The sequence below is a fragment of the Vreelandella sp. V005 genome, assembly GCF_052645115.1.
In genome coordinates this window covers 88,167-110,188 of record NZ_JBQXYA010000010.1, presented here as the reverse complement: position 1 = coordinate 110,188, position 22,022 = coordinate 88,167, and the positions used below count along the sequence as shown (strand labels likewise).

Below are 22,022 nucleotides of genomic sequence, written 5' to 3'. Positions count from 1 at the left end.
CTCTGTTCAGTAGAGTTGAAAGCTCGCAAGGTCAATAACTATAGGCAGCAGTAGGCTGATATAAGATCATATGGTATCACTAGCTAAGCTCTGACACAGACTAGAACAGTCTCAAAAAAGCATATTTTATGAAATGTATGAAATGTATGAAATTATAAAAATGTCAATAGAATTAGATGATTACACTTTTTCACACATTAGCACTTGTAATAGTAATAGAGAAGGCCAACTGCTGGTTCAAGAAGTCATTGAGTACATGAAATACCGTGGCCCGGTACAGCGGCTCCTGATCAGCGACCTCAATAAGCCTGCCGTTAGCCGCGCCCTCGCCAAGCTACACCCCAACACCGAATACCAGCCGCTTTTTCAGGCGGCTCAGGCGCGTTCCCGTGCCGACTGGCTGTATGGCATTAATCTGACCCGCGCCTGGACGCTCACCGGCCGCCAGGCAGGGCACGATGGCGTGCTTTCCGTAGGCCGCGTGCAAACCCCAGTGCTGGGACTGATCGTACGCCGCGATAACGCCATCCGTGATTTCAAGCCCCATCCATTCTACCCGCTGTGGGTAGATCTCAAGGTTGCCCAAGCCCAACTGCGCGCTTGGTGGGCGCCCAAAGAGCACCAACCCCTCGATGATCAAGGCCGCTTGATTGATCGCACCCCTGCCGACGCTCTAGCGGCTCAATTGCCCGGCGCCTCAGGGCACCTGACCAAGCTCGACCAGCAGGAGAAACGCCAGGCGCCGCCGCTACCCTACTCGCTATCGGCCCTGCAGGTAGACGCCGCCCGCCGCCATGGGCTATCCGCACAGATGGTGTTGGATATTTGCCAGAGGCTCTACGAGCGCCATAAGTTGATCACTTACCCGCGTTCCGACTGTCGCTACCTGCCCGAGGAGCACCTCCAGTTAGCCCAGCGCAGCCTGACTAGCGCCTGCCAAAACGATTCAGCGCTACAGCAGTGGCTCAATGGGGCAGACTTTACGCTGCGCTCCAAAGCGTGGAACGACAAGCAGGTGGGCGCGCACCATGCGATCGCACCCACCGGCAAACCGGCGGATTTCAGCCAGCTTTCCGAGACCGAAGGCCATGTGTTCCGCTTAATCGTGCGCAACGTCATGGCGCAATTTTATCGCCCGCTGCGCACCTTTGAGGTCAAAGCGGAGTTTACACTGCTAAACGAGGCCTTCCGCGCCCGGGGCCAAAGCATTCTCGACCCCGGCTGGAACCCGCTCTTCACCACCCGCGATGAAACCCCGCCGCTGCCGCCGCTCACCCAGGGGGAGCCCTGCCAAGCACTCGGCGCAGGCGTTGAAGAGAAGGAAACCCGCCCACCGGAACCATTCACCGATGCCAGCCTAATCAAGGCCATGATGAACATTGGCCGCTATGTAGAAGATCCAGAAGTACGCCGCACCCTGCGCGACACCGACGGCCTAGGCACCGAAGCCACCCGGGCGGGCATTATCGAAACCCTGGTACAGCGCGGCTACCTAGTGCGCCAGCAAAAAGCGTTGCGCGCCACCAAACTCGGCACCGCCTTGATTGCCGCCCTGCCCAGCGCCGTCAGCACGCCTGAACGCACTGCGCTATGGGAACAACGCCTGCGAGCGATATCCGAACAGCAAGACGACCCTGGCGCGTTTCAGCAGGCGCTACTGGATGATCTACGTGGCTTACTGACCCACAGCGACGCTGCAAAGTTAAGGCAGAGCCTGCAGTACGCCCAGGGGGAAACCGGAAGCCCGGCGAAAACGAGAAAAAGCACTAAAACCAAACGCACCAGCTATGCAAAACGTAAACCTGCCAAACAATACTGATGGTGCTTGTGGCTACCGTAACGACTGGACATAAGCCAAGCGCTGTCCGCATCACACTGGCAAGAGGCCTTCTTTCAATAAAGCCTGTCATCCCTCTGTTTTTTTTATTAGAGTCAGGCCCCAATTTTGTCATCGCCCGTATAGGAAGTTCGCGCACACCATGAATGCTGACCAACTCAAACAGCTTGAAGATGACCTTTGGTCCGCCGCTGACAACTTACGTGCCAACTCGGATCTCAAGTCGAGCGAATATGCCACCCCGGTGCTCGGGTTGATCTTTCTGAAATTTGCCGATAACAAATACGAACAAGCTATAAAGGCCATTACCCAAGAGCATGCGGCGCTCTTGGGTACCCGTCGTGAAAAACCGATTTCTGATATTGCGATTCAAAAATGCGGTTTTTACCTACCGGATCATGCCCGGTACAGCTATTTGCTTGATCTTCCTGAGAGCGAAGATCTTGCCAGAAAGATCAAACAGGCAATGGAGGCAATCGAAGAATATAAGCCGGAGTTGGATGGCATTCTGCCTAAAGATGAATACGTCGCTCTTACCCGTACCAGCAATAGCTTACTAGGGGAGCTGCTGAAAAGTTTTTCAGATATACCCCGGGACGCCAGCGGCGATATTTTCGGCAAAATCTACGAGTTTTTCCTGAGCAAGTTTGCTTTAAGTGAAGGCCAGAAAGGCGGGGAGTTTTTCACGCCCACCTAAGTGGTCAAACTAATGGTCGAAATTATCGAGCCCCACCATGGCACCGTTTACGATCCGGCCTGCGGGTCGGCCGGGATGTTTGTGCAGTCCCAGCTATTTGTCGAACGCCACCGTAAGAAACTAGATGAGCTGGGCGAGGCTCACGACGAAGACCAGCTCTATGTTTACGGTCAGGAAAAGACCCTGGATACCGTCAAGCTGGCCAAGATGAACTTGGCAGTCAACGGCCTGCGCGGCGAGATCCGCCAAGCTAACAGTTATTCGGAAGACCCCTTTGGTGGCTTCGGCAAGTTTGATTTTGTGATGGCCAATCCACCGTTCAATGTGGACGACGTGCCTCTTGCCACGATAGAAGATAATTCACGCTTCAACAGCTATGGCCTGCCGCGCAAGAAAACCAAGATCAAAGCCAGCGAGAAGGGTAAGGAAACTGTCCCTAACGCTAACTATTTATGGATTAACCTTTTCGCCACCTCCCTGAAGAACAACACCCAGGACAGCGGCCGGGCGGCACTGGTCATGGCCAACTCCGCCTCCGATGCCCGCCACAGTGAAGCGGACATCCGCCAAACCTTGATCGAGAAAAACCTGATCTACGGTATGCTCACCCTGCCGTCCAATATGTTCTACACGGTCACCCTGCCTGCCACTCTCTGGTTCTTCGATAAGAATAAGCAGGATGACCGCATCCTGTTCATTGATGCTCGCAATATCTTTACCCAGATCGACCGCGCCCACAGGGAGTTCAGTAAGGAGCAGGTCCAGAACATCGCCATCATCAGTAAACTGCACAAGGGCAAGCGGGTCGATTTTATCCGCCTAGTGCACGGCTATTTCCTCGATGGCATGAAACAGCTTAAAGCCAACCAAGAAAAGGTTGAGCCGGTTTGTGGACAACTGCTCAATGTACTGGATGACGCTCAGGGCAAACAGGCCGTGGGCGAACTGATCAGCCAGTGGCAGGGCCTAAAAACTCTGCAGCAGGCCAGTGAGGTTTATACCCAATCGACCAATTTGCAGTTGATTACGGCGCGAGATATTGAAGCCACCAACCGCGCGCAACATGCACTGAGAGCGACGTTTGACCCCTTCTTTCAGCAACTGCATACCGGTCTCAAGCAACTCGACAAAGTGGTGCGTCAGCATGAAAAGGCCAGAGCCGAAGAAGCCAGACAAGCTGGTAAGCGAACCACCACCGACCGCAACGCCCGCCGTCTGAAGGAAGCGCTGGAAGAGCTGCACAAGGAAGTTCGCAGTGCGGAAGCCTATTATCAGTATATTCACTGGCTCCAAGAGCGCTTCCCGAAGGCCGAGTACGAAGATGTCACCGGCCTTTGCAAGCTGGCGACACCGAAGGAAGTGAAAGAGCAGGATTATTCCCTGAATCCGGGACGGTATGTGGGGGTTGTGATTGAAGAAGACGGGAAGACAGAAGAAGAGTTTATTGATGAGCTGATAAGTATGGGTGACGAGCTTTCCGAAATGAGCCTCGCCGCCTCTCACCTCCAAAAACAAATAGAAAAAATCTGAAGCAACTTGTGGGTGACCAATGAGCACATGGCAAGAAAAGCCGATCAGATCTCTAGGAAAGGTGATCACTGGTAAAACGCCTCCCAAAGCTGATTCGAGCTTCTTTAATGATGGCGAATACTGTTTTGTCTCTCCAAGAGATATTTCTTGGGGTCAATACTATGTCCATCAAACTGAAACCAGAGTAACTGAAGCCGCCATTCAGAAGTTTAAAAACCAAGTCATACCAAAAGACGCGGTGATGTTCACTAGCTTGAGCTTTGGATTTGGTAAATTAGCCTTGGCATCCAAGAGCTGCCTAACCAACCAGCAGATTAACTCGGTTGTCACTAATGAGCAGCACGACGCGAAGTTTGTCTTTTATTTACTTCAACAGTATCGACCCATAATTTTTTCATATAACTCAGGAATAGACACACCTATCGTTCCTAAGTCGGTATTCGAATCAATTCCAGTGAAGTGCCCAGAACTGAAGGGACAACAGAAAATCGCTGCTATCCTCTCCTCCTACGACGACCTGATTGAAAACAACAAGCGCCGCATCGCCCTGCTAGAAAAAATGGCTGAGGAAATCTACCGCGAGTGGTTTGTGCGGTTCCGGTTTCCGGGGTGGCAAGACGCCGAGTTTGAGAAGGGAAGTCCAAAGGGTTGGGAGTATCGAAAGTTTCGAGATTTGGTTACCCATTACATTGGTGGAGGCTGGGGAGAGGATGAGCAAAGCGCTGTCTTTTCGGAGGGCGCTTACGTCGTTCGAGGGACGGATATACCTAAACTCACTTCTGGTGATTTCAGTCCAAAAATTTTTCGGTATCACAAACCCTCAAATCTGAAAAGCCGCAGAATGCAGGAACACGATTTCGCTTTTGAGGCTTCGGGAGGAAGTAAAGATCAGTTGCTCGGTCGCAACTTGATGCTAACCAGTGGAATGCTGTCTGTGTTTGGCAACGAGGTAATGTGTGCCAGTTTTTGCAAGCACATTCGATTCGATAAAGAGAAAGTTTCGCCTCTTTTCATGAAGTACTTCTTGAAACTCTTCTATGAGCAGGACTTGGTTGGCATCTATCAGGTCCAGTCGACTGGAATCAGTAATTATCAGTTTGAGAGTTTCCTTGATAACCAGCATGTACTTGTTCCTGAGGAGTCGATTCTTGAGCATTTTGATGCGCTAGTTGAGCCGATTATTGCACAGCTAGATTATTTGGCGCTGGCCAATTTGCAGCTAGAACAGACGAAGAGTCAGCTCCTCCCCCGCCTGATCTCCGGCAAACTTTCCGTGGACAACCTGGATATCCAGTTTCCGCCTTCCATGCAGAGCGACCAGTCGCACAACGCCGACGAAGCCGCCGCTTGAACTCTCAATGCTAATCAGACAAGCTGTCACCAAATATCAATAAGTGGTGACAGCTTGTCTGACTCTGGCTCCGCCCGATCCTCCCGGGGGCAACTTCAAACCCTGTTCTGTCAGCACGGCGGGCAGCTTCGTCTGAACGAAGCACTGGCCCGGGGCTTTAGTCGGTACCAGTTCTATCAGCTCCGGGATGAAGGGCTGATTGAGCCTGTCAGCCGTGGCCTGTATCGGCTGGCGGATCTGCCGCCCATCGAAAATCCGGATCTGGTGGCCGCCGCTACCCGTTTCCCTAATGCGGTGCTTTGCTTGATTTCCGCGCTGGACTGGCACGGCATAACTACACAGATTCCCCATCAGGTACATCTGGCGGTAGAGCGGGATGCCCGCCTGCCGGTGCTGGATTATCCGCCGGTGGCCGGTTACCGGTTCTCCGGGCAGGCCTTCAGTGACGGTATCGAGCCGGTCGAGGTAGATGGCATCACGCTAAAGGTCTACAACCCGGAGAAAACCCTGGCGGACTGTTTCAAGTTCCGTAATCGCATCGGCATGGATGTGGTGCTGGAGGCTCTGGAGCTTTACCGCACCCGCAAAATCTTCATGCCTGGGAAACTGATGAAATACGCCAATATATGTCGCGTCGCCAAGGTCATGGCGCCTTATGTGGAAGCCAAGCTGTGAAGAAAGCCCACGGAAAGTGAAAGGAGATGATCGTGGCCCAAAACATCACCGCGTCTGTTCGCCAAAAACTGCTGAATAAGTCCCGGGAAGAAAAACGTCCCTTTCAGGAGTTACTACAGTACTACGCCATGGAGCGTTTTCTTTACCGGCTTAGCCAATCGACTCATAAACGCAGTTTTACCCTTAAGGGCGCCCTGCTGCTATGGGTTATGCAGGGGCCGGATATTCGACCGACGCGTGATATCGATATGCTGGGCCAAACCAGCAATCGCCCAGAGGCTATTCTGGCCCAAGTGAGCGATGTGCTGACCACGGGCGTTGTGGATGATGGTTTATCGTTTGATTCAAACACGTTGAAAGCCGAAGCCATTACCGAAGACGCCGACTATCAAGGGATTAGGGTGACGTTTACAGGGTTGCTCGGCAACGCCAAAATTCCCATGCAATTGGACATTGGCTTTGGCGACATTATTTTCCCGCTGCCTTCCTGGCAGACGTTTCCTGCCTTGCTGGACTTCCCCACCGACAGAATTCTTTGTTACTCACCAGAATCATCCATTGCTGAGAAATTTCAGGCGATGATTAAGCTGGGCGAACTAAACAGCCGCATGAAAGACTTTTACGATATTTGGTCACTCTCTCGGCAGCACTCTTTCACACTCTCTAACCTAGCTGGCGCAATAACCAGAACCTTTGCCAACCGCCATACGGAACTCCCTGAAACCAATCCTTTTTCTACCGCTTTTGTGGACAGCAAGCAGCCACAATGGCAGGCTTTCCGTAAGCGTCTTGGCCAACCCCATATGCCGGAGGCGTTTTCGGAGGTTGTCGCAGCGGTGTTGGAATTTCTTGCTCCCGTGATAGAGAAAACAGCCGCCGACCCCGTGCAGAAAATCTGGCACCCACCCGGACCATGGAGTCGGCAAGTCGATGGCTAGCTTTATATCAGAAGATAATCTTGAACAAGCGTTATTACAGCGCCTTCAGCATATCCATAGCTTTGATGTGCTGGATTGCTATACCGCAAAGCCGGAAAATTTGAACGATGGCTCCCAGCGCACTGATAAACGAGATGTAATACTCCCACTGCAGCTGAAAGAAGCCTGCGTGGCACTGAACCCAACCATTCCCGAACGCAATATTGATGACGTCATTGAACGGGTGATGAATCGGCGCACGGCCATGTCACCAATTGCCGCCAAGCGTGAATTATACGACTTGATTCGAGATGGCGTACCCGTCCAGTTTGATGATGTGCAAGGTATTAAGCAGTACGAAAAGGTTCGCCTTGTTCACTTTGATGACCCAAAACAAAACCACTGGTTGGCGGTCTCCCAGCTATGGATTAAATCGATAGGCCAAGCACCAAAAGCTACCTACCGTCGTCCGGACGTAATTCTGTATATCAATGGCCTGCCGTTGGTGTTTGTTGAGCTGAAAAACTCTAATGTAAAGCTACGCAATGCTTTCGAAGATAACCTTCGCAGCTATCGCCATGACATTCCTCAGCTCTTTCACTGCAACGCTTTTTGTATGCTTTCCAACGCGTTGGAAACTCGGATAGGTAGCTTTACGGCTGGATGGGAGCACTTTTTCAACTGGTTCCGGGTCAAAAGCGAAAATGAAGCGATAGATCGCAAGAAAATTACCGAGCAGGCCACTAGCCTGGAACAAGCGGCAAACGGTCTTTGCGAGCCTTCGCGAATGTTGGACTATATCGAGAACTTCATCTTGTTCTATAAGGGCGAAACCAAGATTATCGCCCAAAACCATCAGTTTTTGGGCGTCAATAACGCCTTTAAGCGGTTCCAAAACCGCCGGGAGCATGATGGCAAACTGGGGGTGTTTTGGCATACCCAGGGCTCGGGCAAGAGCTTTTCGATGATTTTCTACGCGCGCAAGATTTTCCGGAAGGCCACGGGTAATTTTAGTTTTGTGGTAGTTACCGATCGACAGGATTTGGACAGGCAGATCTACCGGAATTTCCTTAATACTGAAACGGTTCGAAAAGAGGATGCCGCGCAACCGGCCGATGCTGAAGAAATGCGTAAGTTTCTGGGGCAGAACAAGAAGGTGGTTTTCACCCTGATTCAGAAGTTCAGGTACGACAAGGGGCGTAAGTATCCCCCGCTGTTCGACCCGGAAAAGGAAAATCGGGAAATCATCGTGATGGTGGATGAAGCCCACCGCACCCAATACAAGAACTTGGCAGAGAACATGCGGGCAGGTCTTGCGGGTGCTCACTTCCTTGCTTTCACCGGCACGCCTCTCCTGGGCCGTGATCGCAAAACCAATAGCTGGTTCGGCGATTATGTATCTGAGTACAACTTCCAGCAGGCTATGGAAGATAACGCCACGGTGCCGTTGTTCTACGAGAAACGCGTGCCGAAGGTACTCATCCAGAACGATGATCTAGGTGATGAGTTCTATGAATTACTGGAAGACGAACATCTGGATGAAGCCCAGCAGGAAAAGCTGGAGAAAAAGTATGCCCGCGAACTGGAAGTCATCAAACGGAACGATCGTCTAGATACAATCGCTAAGGATATTGTGTACCACTTCCCCCGCCGTGGTTATCTCGGCAAAGGTATGGTGGTCACTCTAGACAAATTCACCGCCGTGCGTATGTACGACAAAGTACAGCAGTACTGGAAAGATGAACAGAAACGCCTGCTGAAGCTAATCAAAGAGTCGACCAACGAAGTGGAGAAAGCCCGCTTCAAAAAGATACGGGATTATATGAAAACGGTCGAAATGGCCGTGATAATCAGTGACCCAAAAGCTGACGAAGAAAAATTCGAGAAACAGGGACTGAATATCAATCCTCACATAAAGCGGCTAGCTCAGCTTGATGCAAATATGCACGATGTGGAGTACAACTTCAAAGATCCGGAACACCCCCTTCAACTGGCGTTTGTTTGTGCCATGTGGCTAACCGGATTCGACGCACCTACCGTCTCAACACTCTACCTGGATAAACCCATGAAGGGGCACAGTCTGATGCAGACGATTGCCCGGGCCAACCGTGTGGCATCCTACCGAATTAAAGGCCACAGCGGTGATCTGGTAGAAAAGAAAGGCGGCGAAATCGTCGATTATTACAATGTTTTCCGCAACATGCGCAAAGCTTTGAAAGACTATGCACAGGGAGCAGATGGCGATGAGCAGCCGGTTCAGGAAAAGTCAAAGCTTTTTGAATTGCTAGATGATGCCGTTGGCCAAACGCTGGAATTCTTGCGGGGGCGTGATATTGAGTTGAACTCAGTGTTCGAAAAACAGGATACCTTTAAAAATATAAGCGCCTTCTATCAAGCGGCAGATACGTTGCTGAGCAATGAAGAGTGGCGTAAGCAGTTCAATGTCTATGAGAACACGGTGACCGCGCTGTATGAGGCGTGCAAACCGGAAATTTTCCAGCAGCACGATAATCATCAGATTGCCGCCATTCAGTATCTTCGTGGTGTCATTGATGCTTTGGTCGAAAAGGCGGATATTGATGAGATCAGCCATAAGATTTCCGAGCTACTAGATGAGAGTGTGGTGGTTGATAATGCAGAAGCGTTCAACATCAAGGAGCACCGGGCTGAGTACGAAATCGTCCAGAAGGGCCAGGGTTGGGATCTGAGCAAGATTAACTACGACAAGCTTCGGGAAGATTTCAAAAAGGCTGAATACAAGCATATTGAGATTGCAGAACTTCGGGCCTTTATTGAAGACAAATTGCAGCAGCTTCTGGAGCAAAACCACACTCGAATAGACTTTGCTCAGCGTCTTCAGGAGATCATAGACCAATACAACGCCGGTAGTTCTTCAGCAGATGCTTATTATGAAGACTTAGTAAAGTACGTCAGTAACTTGACAGAGAAAGCCGAACGCCACAGACGTGAAGGGCTATCGGAGGAAGAATTAGAGCTTTATGACCTCCTAAAGAAAGACAAACTGACCAAAGCTGAGGAGCAGAAAGTCAAGCTAGCAGCCAAAGGTTTAATCATTCGACTGATTGAGGGCTCACCCAAAGTCTTGGTTCAGGACTGGTGGAAGGACGGCCAAACACAACGAACAGTAAAAGCAGCAATTGAAGAAGTACTCCACAATGATTTACCAGAGAGCTACGACCGGATGGTGTTTAAAGAAAAATGCGATAACGTGTTCGAACTGGTAGTTGAATTCGCGGCGAGTGGACGCAAATGGGTCGCTTAAGCCACATCAAGCATCGTGATAAACGCCATTGTTTTCTGAGCGTACCGCTTTCTTCTTGTTGATGGGTCGCGACAAGCAAAGCACAATATATAGCACTACCCGATCCAGTATCGTACCCAAAACGGCTATCAACTTGGGTCCAAGCCCATGGTCATTCTTTTGAAGGTTGTTCACTAAACCGTTGTACCCCTGCTCACCGCTCCTGGGGAACAGCGCCTACGGGCGATTTCCGAACAGCAAGACGACCCCGGCGCGTTTCAGCAAGCGCTGATGGATGATCTACGCGGCCTGCTCACCCACAGTGACGCGGCAAAACTCAGGCAGAGTTTACAGAGCGCACAGGGTGAGGCTGGCACACCAGCTAAGCGCACGGGTAAGGCAAGCAAGCGTTATACCAAAAAGAGAAATACCGGCAGCAGAAAAAAAATAAGTTAAAAATTTCGGATGAATTACCTGCTATTCAATCGATACACACTCGTGAGCTAGAAAGAAATCTTAGAATGCAACCCAAAAAGATAACGGTATAAAGTTGGTCTCGAATATACGTTTACTGCTTTGATTGCACACCCGGCACCGCCATCACCCACTCCCGGATAGCTAGAATGGTCGGATCGTTCCGGCGGCTTTCTGGATACACCAGAAAGAACGGCTTACCTTCCAACACTGGGCCGAAAGGCTGTATTAGACGACCTTCTTTCAATTCGTCTGCAATCAACTGGCGGCTCATCAGCGCTACGCCCTGCTCCCCAACGGCAGCCGAGATAGCGTGGGTCTCATCAGAAAAGACCAGCCCGGCACTAACATCCAGCCCAGGCACTTTTGCCTCTTTCTGCCATGCTACCCAATCCAGCGGTGAAGATATGGCCCCCTGACTGCTGAAGTGGATCAATGAGTGTGATGGTAGCTGCGTTACCTCATGCAAACCAAGACGCGGGCTACAGGTTGGGATAAAGGTATTATCAAATAGCTTTTCCGCTATTAACCCTGGCCAACGACCATCGCCATAACGAATGGCAATGTCTGCCATTACCCCGCCCAGCGCTACCGGCTCATGAGAAGCATGAATACGTAGATCAATACCCGGATGAGAGTCGCGCAGCATGCATACCCAGGGCAGCAACCAGCGCACTGCAACAGCTGGCGTTGTAGAAAGCGTTACGGTTTGGCGAGCAGGTGCAGCGCTTAGCCGCTCGACGACACTGCTGATGCTATTAAAGGCTGTTTCCAACACCTGCTGCAGCTCCCGGCCCTGGGGTGTTAGCTCCAATTGGCGGGGTTTACGCAAAAACAGGGAAACACCCAGCGCCTCTTCAAGCCCGCGGACTTGATGGCTAATAGCAGTGGCAGTCACCGACAGCTCTTGTGCGGCCTGCTTAGCGCTTTCATGGCGTGCGGCCGCTTCAAAAGCGCGAAGTGACGAAAGAGAGGGTAATCGGCGATGACTCATGAATGAATCTAACTCATCTATTGATGTAAGAAAAGATCGTTTGTTCAAGCTGAAAGGCAGCGCCTAAGCTAAGCCTATTGTTAATCATAGATAAGTTCAGCTCAGTTTAGGAGGCCACCATGACTCATATCCTTCATATAGACGCTAGTGCCCGCCCCGGTATTGCTGGAACAGATAACCACGGCTCACATAGTCGCCATCTGACCTACCAGTTTGTCAGTCAGTGGCAATCAAGCCGCCCGCAAGATACGGTCACCTATCGCGACATAGGACAAAACCCGCCATCGATTATTAGCCACGACTGGATTGCGTCTGCCTTCACCCCCGAAGAACGGCTAGAACCCTGGATGAAGGAGGCGCTAGCAGAAAGCGATCAATTGGTTGATGAGTTGATTGCCGCTGATATTGTGGTAATCGGCACGCCACTATATAACTTTGGCATGCCAGCCACCCTTAAAGCATGGATTGATCAAGTGGTGCGGGCTGGCAGAACAGTGGAGTTCGATGACTCCAACCCGCTAGACCCTTACGTACCCAAGCTCACAGACCGGGAAAGACATGCCGTTGTACTCACCGCTAGAGGCGGCGTAAATATGGCGCCAGGCGAAGAAATGGCCCATATGAACCACCTGGAACCACACCTAGCCACCGCGTTGACGTTTATTGGCATCTCTCGCGTTCACTACATCGCGATCGAAGGTCAGGAAGCGGGTGGGGAGGTATTGGCCAAATCGGTTGCTGACGCGATAAAGAAAGTCGAAACGCTCGTTGAAGAATTGCAGGTAACGTTGGCGAACGCGTCATCACCACAACCAGCTTAAAGAAAGTAGGTGGGCTATTTATTTACAATAGATGGGCCATGAGGAGCGGCTATTGCTTCGTTAGAATATTCGCAGCCTCATGCCCTCATGACTTCCTCTATGTCGTTGATTTAATCACAGCCATTAATTCGCTTAGTACGCCGCTCAAGATTGATGTTCTGAATTGAGTTTATGACCGTATAAATATACGTTTCAGTCAACTAGCTATTCATTGGCTCTACTTAACGTCAATTTAAATTTTTTAGATGCCCCACCAAACCAACAAAATAAGCGTATAAATCGCAAGAGAGATAAGCGTCACCGGCCCCAAAACGCGCACTTTCCTATTGTTAAAAACGGCACCATCGCTTCCCTCGAGTTTAATGGCACGATCAGCAAACCGCTTATAGTGGCAGCTTGCATATAGCTCAAACCATGCAAACAACACGACCACTGCCGTACCAATTAAACGAGTGTAAGCGGCTTTCTCAACACTCAATCCTAGCAGCGAATAGTGGGCTGTCAGCACACCTACCGTTAAGGCAGCACAAACACCCATCATCACAAAGCGGATTGCTCCTAAATGGCGAAGCTGGTTCATCAGTTCGGAAAACTGAACATCTTTTGAGATCGCTGACATGGTAAGGCTTTACTCGCTTAGCGAGGGTTAAACGACAACGGCATACCCTTCAATACCAGTAAACTAGCCGTATCACCATCCAGCCATAGGTAATTGATATGGTTATCAAGTTGATAAAACTCGTTCCTACCAAGTTTCATCAGCACCCGGTGGGCCGATGCCCATCGGCATATCGGGCGCAATATCCACCACCCCTTGCACATGCTTTAGCCGTTCAGCCGTGGCGTCATCGGCTGAGCCGGTAATGCAGCCAATCTCCTCAAGGATGTCTTTGATGCTTAACCCCTCCTCGCTGAGCCGCACGGCCATGTCTGTGATTGGTTGATCGTTGGAAATCGTGATGATCCATAGCGCAATAGTCGGCATTGATGCTATCCCTCCAGTCAGCGCCACTGCCAGTTCATCCGGCGGGTTCGAAGCGGCAGTAGCTTTACATTCATCAACCGTTAAGGAGCTTGTACTAAGCCTGCCCCGACTTGAGATTCCGTCAACGGCAATTCTTGCGCGGAAGCCAGCAGTCGTTGCCATAGCTTGTTTCCCCGCAATGAGGCATCAGACTGTGCCCACAGTGCCGCGCAGCCTGCCACGTGCGGCGCCGCCATGCTGGTACCACTGATCGCCTTATGGCGAGTGGGTCGGGGCCATGCGGAAAAGATATCGCGCCCAGGCGCAGCAATCTCTATCTTGCCATAATTTGAGAAATTGGAGGGCTTAAGGCTAGGATCAAGAGATGCCACCGACATCACGGAAGGTGAATTGGCAGGCGCGCCGGTGTTGGTCGCGGAATTTCCCGCCGCGGCAATAATTAGACAACCGTTACGCAGCGCTGCTTCACCGGCATGGGTGTAGGCAGCCTGCACAGGGCTCTGGCTGCCAAGCGACATTGAGATCACTTCACACCGGTTGGCGATGGCCCAATTCAGTCCAGCGAGCACACCCGCGCCGGTACTGTTGCCCGAGTTGTTCAGCACCTTGCCAACGAATACCTGCGCTTCATACGCGATCCCGTAACGCTGCGTGTTTTCGCCGGGCGTTTGAGGCCCACAAGCCGTGCCGATGCAGTGCGTCCCGTGCCCATTCATGTCTTGCACGGGCTCCCCAACAAATGAGCGGGTGACGAGCTCGCGCCCAACGAAATCCGGGTGACCAAGATCCATCCCGGTATCCAGCACGGCCACTTTAATGCCTGCGCCGCTCCAGTTGCTCTGCGGCACTTTGCAGCGGGTTAGCCCCCAAGTCGGCTGCTGGGCATTGGCCTCCTCTACGGTTTCATCTACATCAAGTTCGACCCCCAGGTCACGTGCGATGGTGCTCGCTGCCCGCAAGAAGCCACGCAGATACTCTGAGTTTTTAGAATCAGCGCTCTCGGAAAACACAAAGTACTCTGGCTCGATGATTTCGATGGGGCTATCCACCGACAGCTTATCTAATACGTTCATACCGTGGTGCTCTAAGGCATCACCGCCCACCAGCGCCACGCCCAGCTCTGGAAACACCATCGCTTCGGCATCCCCGGCGTCTTCCAGGCTGACGGCTTGATCGGTAAAGTCACGGGCATCGGCCACCCGAAAATTCTGGGCTTTTAACGATTTGAGGCCCTCTTCCACCCACCCTTCACGAAAGCTGATAAGAAAACGGCCTGTTTCCAGGCAACTGCCACCCCGTTCCAGTGCTGACAACAGAAGCTTTTCAGTGCTACAAGAAATGGTGGCAAGCGAAGGATTGACGCCTGAAGGGATGTTGCCGTTTCCGCGGCCTGTCGGTTTTTTCGCCATTGTTGACCTCCATTTCGCCTGGCTTTCATGCGTGGCTGCTCATAGCTTGCCTCCCAAAGGCACAGCCTCGCTATAGAGCCACTCGTGCTTTCAGCTTAACGCACCTAAGGATCTTCGCCAGATTGGTTGAAGTCAGCGGGGATACGCTCGTCATCCCGAAGCGTGAGCACCTCAAATCCGGAAGCAGTAACCGCCACCGTGTGCTCCCACTGGGCTGACAATGTTTTGTCGCTGGTCACGACCGTCCAGCCATCCCGCTTGGTTTTTATCTTGGCGCTGCCCTGATTGATCATGGGTTCGATGGTGAACACCATGCCCTCTTTTAATGCCAGGCCTCTGCTTTTCTTTCCGTAATGCAGCACCTGGGGCTCTTCATGCATCTCCCGGCCTATGCCATGGCCGCAATATTCACGTACCACGGAGTAGCCATGCGATTCGGCATGTTGCTGAATTGCATAGCCTACATCACCCAACGTGGCACCTGGCTTGACCACTTGTATTCCTTGCCACAGCGCCTCATAGGTTTTATCGACCAGCCGCTTTGCATAGGGAGTGACATCGCCAATCAAGTACATCTTGCTGGCGTCGGCAATAAAGCCGTCTTTCTCCAAGGTAACATCGACATTAACGATATCGCCCGACTTGAGGATTTGTGTGTCGGAGGGAATGCCGTGGCATACCACATTATTCACGGAGGCATTCAATACGAACTGGTAATCGTATTGGCCCTTGCTGGCCGGGCGAGCCTTCAGTTGATCGATGATGTAACGCTCGGCCCAATCGTTAATCGCCATGGTGGAGACCCCAGGCGCAATGCGTTGGTCAAGATGGCCGAAGACCAATCCGAGTAACCGGCCAGCTTCTCGCATTAAGCGCAACTCTTCCTCGCTTTTCAGCTTTACCTCACTCACCGACCACCTTCCTTACCTCAACATCGGCTTGCTTCATTTGCTCGCGCCTAATGTCAGAGAAGGTCATGCCCGGGTTGGCCTCAGCAAGCATACCCACCTTTATCCAGTACTCCGCCTGGGCATTGATAGAACGCACCATCACCGAGCTCGCTTTGCGAATATCTTCATGCAACTGATCACTGATTTTTACGATACCCATCACAGCACCTAATATATGGAATGGACATAATACATATACGGATCATATATTGGGTATGTGCTGGCAGCAAGGCTAGCCTATTACGTTAAGCTACCACGTTGATGAGGCTTCACCACAAACCAGCTCGCCAGCACCAAACTACCGAAAAGTGTATAAACCACCACAAACACCCACGCGGGCAAAGTGAAATAGAGGAGGCTATGCAGCCAGTACTGAATAAACGAGCCCGAATAGGTAGCGGCACCCGCCTCTGCCCTTAGCGCCATTTCCCAATTGGTTAACGGGCAAACCACGCCCAACCAGGCTTGGATCACCACATAACCAATCGCGCACAGGTGAACGATGCGGAAAACGCGATTGCGCACCCACCGCCAGTTGAGAAAATAACCTGCATACACTGCCAATAAACCCACCACTACGAAGGCTACGAACAGCACGTGGAAAATAAGGATAATGTCAGCGAGCAGGAGAAGCAGTACTGGCTGCATAAAGAATGGTTACCTGCTTTTGGGGCAATGGATTGAAACGTTGACAGCAGGCGTGGTGAGTGGGTTCTACAATTTTGTTGCGTTACTCTCCCTCGACTCCGTAGGCGCAATCTCAGTAAACAGCATGCAAGGCGTACACACATAGTAGGTAAACGGGCCCGCCCAACCCCCTAACAATAAAGACTAGAAGCAGTCAAAGCTGCTACCTCAATACGCCTATTGTGATCCACCACATTTCACGTGGCGGGCGGCAAGTGTGGTACCCAATCGAGAACGCCGAATGTCTCAGCGCTTATCCATACAACAAAAGCCGCGTAAACCACTAGCAGTACTGCACACTCCCACCGAGAGAGGATCATTTTTGTTCGCATCATCAGAAATAGCAGCACTGTCGCCGCCGTGAGTGCCGCCATCATCGGGGCCGTGATGGAAAAGTTGATAGCCGCGGTGCCAGCGATCAACACACCGGCAGGAATGCATACCAACAGATCGAACGTATTGCTGCCCAACACATTCGCAATACTGACAATGCCCCGCCCACTGCGTGCAGCGCGGATGGACACGAAGGCATCCGGGATCGAGGTGCCTGCGGCTACTACGGTGATGCCCCAGAGAAAGCTTGGCGTGCCAAAGAGGGTGCCGAAGTTGATAGCAGCCCTTACCAACCCTTCTACACCGATCACAATCACGACTAATGAGACCGCCAATAAGCACCATTCCCGGCCTGGGCGGATGTTGCGAGCATCCGTGTCTGTCTTATTGTCGAGGCTATCCTGGTATTGAACAAACAGGTAAAGCCCATAGAGCGCCACCGGCAAGAGTGCCAACCAGCGCGTCATCTCACCGCGGATAACGCCTTCGGTACTACTGGGCAACGGTTGGTAGATCACTGCAAAAGAAAAAGTCAGCGTAAGAACCGCCACCGCAATCATATAAAACTGCGCTTCTTTATAAACTAAATCTCGGTTGGCCTGAAGCGGTTCACGGCTTACCAACCCGGCTAACGCAGGAATCACTAATATATTGAAAAGTGCAGAACCAACGATAGCGGCTACACCGAGTTCGAATTCACCGTGGATAAGCGTAGAAATCACGGTGGTCGAGAGCTCTGGAAAGCTCGATCCCACTGCTGCCACGACCGCTCCCTGCACGATATCGGGCAACCGGTAATAAGCCGCCAGCCGCTCGCTGGAGCGCTCCAATAAGCCACTGCCCCGCCATACAACTCCTGTCGCTACTATCGCGACAAGCACCCAGAATAAAACCTCAGGCATGAATACCCACCTTTAGCATTGAATCGAGTTAGTCAGTGTAGCCTTACGCAGACAGTGTGTTGCATCGAAGGAACCGGCCATGGGCTATAACTCACTGCTTAAAGCCATCGGTCAATCAAACAGCCATCTCAGCAGGTTTATTCATTCGGGCGAGTAACTCTCGACAACCACAGCGACAGAGGCCATAGACGATCTCCCCGCTTTAACGCCTGGGGAGATACGTCTAGCTTGCGGTGATACGAGATATCGTTTGTTAAGGCGTGGCGATCATTCTGGCGTTTGCGCTGCGTCGCGCGTCACTCTGAGCGAAGTGATTTCTACGCTGAGCGCATCACGCGTTTCTTCTAATTCGCTTACCTGATCACCGACCGCATCCAGTTGGGTATTGGCCTCTTCGATATCGGCATTTAACGCTTCAAGCTCCCCTTCTATTTGGCTAAGAGCCTCTTCTGCTTCTTGACGCGCTTGTTGCGCGGTATCGCGGGCGGCTTCGGCCTCTTCAACCTCGGTGTTTAATGCTTCAAGCTCTGCTTCAACCTGGTTAAGGGCTTCTTCTGCTTCTTGACGCGCTTGTTGAGCGGCATCGCGGGCAGCTTCGGCCTCTTCGATTTCAGTGTTTAGCGCTTCAAGGTCAGCTTCAGCTTGGCTACGGGCCTCTTCTGCTTCTTGCTGCGCCTGCTGAGCGGCATCGCGGGCGGCTTCAGCCTCTTCTTTTTCAGCCGCTACCTCAGCATATTCTTCATTTAGCCCTTCAAGGCTATTTTGCCTTTCCTCTACCTGCTCGTTGAGGCTCTCTATTTCTTCTTCGCGGGTTTCACGCTCACCCCGTAAAGCAGTCAAATCTTCTTGGGCATTGGCAATCTCGGCGCGCGTTGAAGCAAGCTCAGCCTCAGCTTCCGTTTGCTCAACCTCAAGGGCGCTCATCCTCTGCTGCAGTGTTGCCAAATCCAGCTCTGCAGCTTCAACTTCCGACATCTGCGCCTGAATTTGCTGATGCTTGCGCTCGGTTTCAGCCAGCTGTGTTTCCAGTTCTTGCAAATTATCTTGGCGCGTCCCGGCGATGGTGTGCGCCACCATCGCCCAAACTAAAGCAATAACCGCGATGACCAAGACCACTCTGACGCGGTTATCGCGCAACAATGTTAACGTTGATGGCTTATAAGTCCCTGTCATTGGTGCAATCCTCTCGCTAAAGTGCCTTCGGTACATTGGTGGCTAACGTGTGGTCGTTAGCGGATCGTGATCTGACCCTGTTGTTAATATGAAGGAAAGTTCTTGGTTCGGCTAGAAACGGTTATTCAACACATGCCCAATTAGTTAAGCACCAGAGGTTTTTAATTTTTAAGTCTTGATACTGCTACTGAGAATGGGAGGACGCCGCCAGGAAAAGCTGTATCGTCCTGTTAAATAAGTTCGGCTGGCTGGTAACATCTGAATCCGATGCCATTGCATTTACCCAGACATGATCAGTTCAACTCTACTTCCTCAACGATTTGCCTGAACAATGTGGACGACACGGGGCGGCTCAGGTAGAACCCCTGTGCCTGATCGCAAGTCAGCTCGTTCAATTTGCCAAGTTGATCCTCAGTTTCGATCCCCTCGGCGGTAACGGTTAAAGCGAGAGCATGGCCCATGCTAATGATGGCATCGACCAATGCTTCACTGCTCCGTGACTGATCTAGGCCCATGATGAAGCTGCGGTCAATCTTGATTCCATCGAAAGGATAGCTACGCAAATAGCTGAGCGACGAATAGCCTGTTCCGAAATCATCTATTGATAAGCGTACCCCTAGCGCTTTCAGCTTACTCATCGTCGTCAGCGCTGACGCAGCGTCTTCGAGCATAACGCTTTCGGTAATTTCTAGCTCCAGCCGCTGTGGCTTGATGCTAGTGTGTTCTAGTACGGCTTTAACACGATCAACTAAATCGTTACGCTGAAACTCCACGGATGACAGATTTACCGATATCATCAAATTATCGTTCCAGCTAAGGGCGTTGAGGCAAGCCTCGCGCAGCACCCAATCACTGAGCTCGACTATCAGGCCTGTTTCTTCAGCGAGCGGGATAAAGTCATCGGGGTTCAGCAGACCTCGGGCCGGATGCTGCCACCGGACGAGCGCCTCGGCCCCAATAATTGTCTGTAACGACATACTGTATCGTGGCTGGAAATCAAGGCGGAACTCATGCCGATGCAAAGCAAGGCGCATATCCATTTCCAACTGACGCCGCTCCAGGATGCGCTGATTCATTGCTGGTTCATAGAAGCGGTAAAGATTGCGTCCACTAGCTTTGGCTTCGTAAAGCGCAATATCCGCGAAGCGCAAAACATCCATAGCATTTAATCCATGATGGGGCGCTGCGGCAATGCCAATGCTGGTACCTACGTTGACGTCATTCCCGTCAATTTGAATCGGTGCCTTGATTTGTTCAATCAAGCGTTGGCACAGGTGCTCTACCTGCTCATAAGTGCGGCAACCTGTCGTTACCACGATAAATTCGTCCCCGCCCAGCCTTGCCACCAAGTCACTCTCTCGAGTGCAACGCGTGATAGCATCAGCAACCTGTCTGAGTACCAAATCACCAGCGGCATGCCCGAAGGTGTCGTTGATAGGTTTAAAGCGGTCTAGGTCCAGGGCTAGGAGGAACAAAGGACAATCAATGTTGCTCTCCTCGTTCAGGTGATCATTGAGGTAATGGATGAGGCGGCGACGGTTTGCCAGCCCGGTCAGCGAATCATGATGGCTGATATGCTCAATGCGTGCCTTATCTTCAATTTCTTGGGTAATATCACAGACTGTGCCCTGATAGCCTACCAATTGATTACCCACTCGCACTTCACGAGCGAACAGTTGGCAGTAGTGAAGTTTATTGTTGCGATCACGCAGGTCACAAACAATTGGCTTCCGTCCAATTGCATTGCCATGCTTGGCCATATCTACCAACTGCGATGTGTCGTAAGCTAGGAATTCCTGCAATGGTCGTCCGATCCATTCGTGGTGAAGTAGCCCCGTTAGTTGAGTAAAGCGCTCGGACAGATAAGTTAGGATCTGATCAGGATCTGTCTCCCAGATCCAGTCAGATGACGCTTCCGCAATATTCTTGAAACGCTGCTCACTGATTCGTAAGTCACGCTGCGCCTTATCGAGCATCATGCTTGAATGGATAACTCTTCTACGGAGGTTTTTAACCAGCATGGCCACTAGCACGCCGAACAAGATTAGTATCGGCAGAAAATTGCTTAGTATCTTCCGTCCCAATGCTTGGCCTTTCCATTGCAATGTCACCGCATTGCCGATGTCCTCTTGCAACCTGAGTTGGGGTCTTTGGGAGACGGGAGAGGTTCCTAGACTCGCTTTAAGGTTGGGGAGTTCAAAGGCTACTTCAATCATTTTAAGCTCGGCATCGGTAAGTATGTCGACGTAGAGTAAATACGAGAGCTGATCGTATTGAACATAAGAACTGTCCGGCCGGATTATCGCGGCGGAGACGAAGGCGGGCTTACCTTTTACCGAAAAATACGCATACGCGATTTCATCTTCTACGGATCTAATGCGTGCTAGGGCAAGTAGGGCGGGAAGATCACCGGAAATCCACTCATTTGCAGCAATATTACTGAGCTTACCGTCGATGATGCCATAGCGGGTTGCCTCTGTCGGACCGAGGATGAATACGCCCTCCAGGCCGTAGGTTGAAAAGAGAGAGGGCCCGATGTTGTCGCGCTCGAAAGCCCATGCCTTATCGACGAAGCCTTGCGTATTGTTGTAAGCGTCACCCCAAAAGGCATAGTCAGCCAACGCCGTACTGACTTTGTTCTGTCTACTACTCATTCCAATGGCTGCATCGGCTTCGCTATGCTGAATTTGCTGTTCATTAAGTGAGTGGCTGAGATAGATAATCGAGAGCCCCGCCATAATAAATAAGGCGCAAATGACATAGATGAAGTTACGTGATGCTAAGCGTGCAATAGCAGTGTATGACGCTGCGTCATTGGATAATATTGGAGCAGGGTCTTGGGGCATTGATGTTTTCTCGATCGCCGACTGTTGGCGGAGTTATATTCCCCTCATTGACGGCAGCGATGGGGCGAAGCTGGCTTACTGAACTTTTAATCGGCAATAACGTTTTTTTCTTTAACGCTGCGCTATAAGTTTCTCATTTACGCCGTTTGTCGCCGCCCCCTTCAGGTGCGTCCAAAATG

The 22,022-nt window shown here is 51.4% G+C and carries 16 protein-coding genes and 1 pseudogene; 7 read left to right on the top strand and 10 right to left on the bottom strand.

Annotated features, from left to right (window positions below):
• Window positions 1-160 precede the first annotated feature (160 nt).
• From ACUN8H_RS17495 to ACUN8H_RS17470, 6 genes and pseudogenes are all read left to right on the top strand, one after another.
• A complete protein-coding gene (locus ACUN8H_RS17495) occupies window positions 161-1,819 on the top strand; it encodes a DNA topoisomerase 3 (RefSeq protein ID WP_445533323.1) in 1,659 nt (552 codons plus the stop codon).
• A 160-nt stretch (window positions 1,820-1,979) separates the two neighbouring features.
• Window positions 1,980-4,064 (top strand): annotated as a pseudogene (locus ACUN8H_RS17490) (type I restriction-modification system subunit M).
• A 19-nt stretch (window positions 4,065-4,083) separates the two neighbouring features.
• On the top strand, window positions 4,084-5,415 hold the full coding sequence (locus ACUN8H_RS17485; RefSeq protein WP_445533322.1) for a restriction endonuclease subunit S: 1,332 nt from the start codon (window positions 4,084-4,086) through the stop codon (window positions 5,413-5,415).
• Between the two features lie 54 nt (window positions 5,416-5,469).
• Window positions 5,470-6,090 carry a type IV toxin-antitoxin system AbiEi family antitoxin domain-containing protein gene (locus ACUN8H_RS17480; RefSeq protein ID WP_445533321.1) on the top strand — a complete coding sequence of 207 codons (621 nt, stop codon included), beginning with the start codon at window positions 5,470-5,472 and terminating at the stop codon, window positions 6,088-6,090.
• Window positions 6,091-6,122: 32 nt separating this feature from the next.
• A complete protein-coding gene (locus ACUN8H_RS17475; RefSeq protein WP_445533320.1) occupies window positions 6,123-7,028 on the top strand; it encodes a nucleotidyl transferase AbiEii/AbiGii toxin family protein in 906 nt (301 codons plus the stop codon).
• Window positions 7,021-10,290, top strand: coding sequence for a type I restriction endonuclease subunit R (locus ACUN8H_RS17470; RefSeq protein ID WP_445533319.1), 3,270 nt, complete (start codon window positions 7,021-7,023; stop codon window positions 10,288-10,290). Before ACUN8H_RS17475 ends, ACUN8H_RS17470 begins: the two co-directional genes overlap by 8 nt.
• Before the next feature lie 547 nt (window positions 10,291-10,837).
• On the opposite strand, the gene ACUN8H_RS17465 is transcribed toward ACUN8H_RS17470, so the two are convergent.
• Window positions 10,838-11,737 (bottom strand): LysR substrate-binding domain-containing protein, encoded by a 900-nt coding sequence (locus ACUN8H_RS17465; protein WP_445533318.1) that lies wholly within the window; start codon window positions 11,735-11,737, stop codon window positions 10,838-10,840.
• 119 nt (window positions 11,738-11,856) lie between these two features.
• Here ACUN8H_RS17465 and ACUN8H_RS17460 point away from each other — a divergent pair, with 119 nt between their 5' ends.
• Window positions 11,857-12,558, top strand: coding sequence for an FMN-dependent NADH-azoreductase (locus ACUN8H_RS17460; RefSeq protein ID WP_445533317.1), 702 nt, complete (start codon window positions 11,857-11,859; stop codon window positions 12,556-12,558).
• Window positions 12,559-12,799: 241 nt separating this feature from the next.
• Here the strand turns inward: ACUN8H_RS17460 and ACUN8H_RS17455 are convergent, their stop codons facing one another.
• The 9 genes from ACUN8H_RS17455 to ACUN8H_RS17415 all read right to left on the bottom strand — a co-directional run bounded on the left by ACUN8H_RS17455 (window position 12,800) and on the right by ACUN8H_RS17415 (window position 21,843).
• Entirely contained in the window at window positions 12,800-13,177 is a 378-nt protein-coding gene (locus ACUN8H_RS17455) for a hypothetical protein (RefSeq protein ID WP_445533316.1), read from the bottom strand.
• Between the two features lie 126 nt (window positions 13,178-13,303).
• Window positions 13,304-13,543: a hypothetical protein gene (locus ACUN8H_RS17450; RefSeq protein ID WP_445533315.1), complete on the bottom strand. Its 240-nt coding sequence runs from the start codon at window positions 13,541-13,543 to the stop codon at window positions 13,304-13,306.
• An 80-nt stretch (window positions 13,544-13,623) separates the two neighbouring features.
• Window positions 13,624-14,952: a S8 family serine peptidase gene (locus ACUN8H_RS17445; protein ID WP_445533314.1), complete on the bottom strand. Its 1,329-nt coding sequence runs from the start codon at window positions 14,950-14,952 to the stop codon at window positions 13,624-13,626.
• A 104-nt stretch (window positions 14,953-15,056) separates the two neighbouring features.
• Window positions 15,057-15,863 carry a type I methionyl aminopeptidase gene (map, locus tag ACUN8H_RS17440; protein ID WP_445533313.1) on the bottom strand — a complete coding sequence of 269 codons (807 nt, stop codon included), beginning with the start codon at window positions 15,861-15,863 and terminating at the stop codon, window positions 15,057-15,059.
• Window positions 15,856-16,062 (bottom strand): ParD-like family protein, encoded by a 207-nt coding sequence (locus ACUN8H_RS17435; RefSeq protein WP_445533312.1) that lies wholly within the window; start codon window positions 16,060-16,062, stop codon window positions 15,856-15,858. The genes map and ACUN8H_RS17435 overlap by 8 nt, the downstream gene beginning before the upstream one ends.
• An 80-nt stretch (window positions 16,063-16,142) precedes the next feature.
• Window positions 16,143-16,550, bottom strand: a complete 408-nt coding sequence (locus ACUN8H_RS17430; protein ID WP_445533311.1) for a DUF2784 domain-containing protein — start codon at window positions 16,548-16,550, stop codon at window positions 16,143-16,145.
• 236 nt (window positions 16,551-16,786) lie between these two features.
• Complete coding sequence (locus ACUN8H_RS17425; protein ID WP_445533310.1) at window positions 16,787-17,824, bottom strand: sodium:calcium antiporter; 1,038 nt, start codon at window positions 17,822-17,824, stop codon at window positions 16,787-16,789.
• 267 nt (window positions 17,825-18,091) lie between these two features.
• Entirely contained in the window at window positions 18,092-18,997 is a 906-nt protein-coding gene (locus ACUN8H_RS17420; RefSeq protein WP_445533309.1) for a hypothetical protein, read from the bottom strand.
• Between the two features lie 293 nt (window positions 18,998-19,290).
• Window positions 19,291-21,843, bottom strand: coding sequence for a bifunctional diguanylate cyclase/phosphodiesterase (locus tag ACUN8H_RS17415; protein WP_445533308.1), 2,553 nt, complete (start codon window positions 21,841-21,843; stop codon window positions 19,291-19,293).
• Window positions 21,844-22,022 lie beyond the last annotated feature (179 nt).

Coding starts and splice junctions, on each gene's coding strand:
- ACUN8H_RS17495 (WP_445533323.1), top strand. CDS start 161: ATGTCAATAGAATTAGATGATTACACTTTTTCACACATTAGCACTTGT.
- ACUN8H_RS17455 (WP_445533316.1), bottom strand. CDS start 13,177: ATGTCAGCGATCTCAAAAGATGTTCAGTTTTCCGAACTGATGAACCAG.
- ACUN8H_RS17450 (WP_445533315.1), bottom strand. CDS start 13,543: ATGCCGACTATTGCGCTATGGATCATCACGATTTCCAACGATCAACCA.
- ACUN8H_RS17430 (WP_445533311.1), bottom strand. CDS start 16,550: ATGCAGCCAGTACTGCTTCTCCTGCTCGCTGACATTATCCTTATTTTC.
- ACUN8H_RS17465 (WP_445533318.1), bottom strand. CDS start 11,737: ATGAGTCATCGCCGATTACCCTCTCTTTCGTCACTTCGCGCTTTTGAA.
- ACUN8H_RS17420 (WP_445533309.1), bottom strand. CDS start 18,997: ATGACAGGGACTTATAAGCCATCAACGTTAACATTGTTGCGCGATAAC.
- ACUN8H_RS17445 (WP_445533314.1), bottom strand. CDS start 14,952: ATGGCGAAAAAACCGACAGGCCGCGGAAACGGCAACATCCCTTCAGGC.
- ACUN8H_RS17415 (WP_445533308.1), bottom strand. CDS start 21,843: ATGCCCCAAGACCCTGCTCCAATATTATCCAATGACGCAGCGTCATAC.
- ACUN8H_RS17425 (WP_445533310.1), bottom strand. CDS start 17,824: ATGCCTGAGGTTTTATTCTGGGTGCTTGTCGCGATAGTAGCGACAGGA.
- ACUN8H_RS17435 (WP_445533312.1), bottom strand. CDS start 16,062: ATGGGTATCGTAAAAATCAGTGATCAGTTGCATGAAGATATTCGCAAA.
- ACUN8H_RS17460 (WP_445533317.1), top strand. CDS start 11,857: ATGACTCATATCCTTCATATAGACGCTAGTGCCCGCCCCGGTATTGCT.
- ACUN8H_RS17470 (WP_445533319.1), top strand. CDS start 7,021: ATGGCTAGCTTTATATCAGAAGATAATCTTGAACAAGCGTTATTACAG.
- ACUN8H_RS17485 (WP_445533322.1), top strand. CDS start 4,084: ATGAGCACATGGCAAGAAAAGCCGATCAGATCTCTAGGAAAGGTGATC.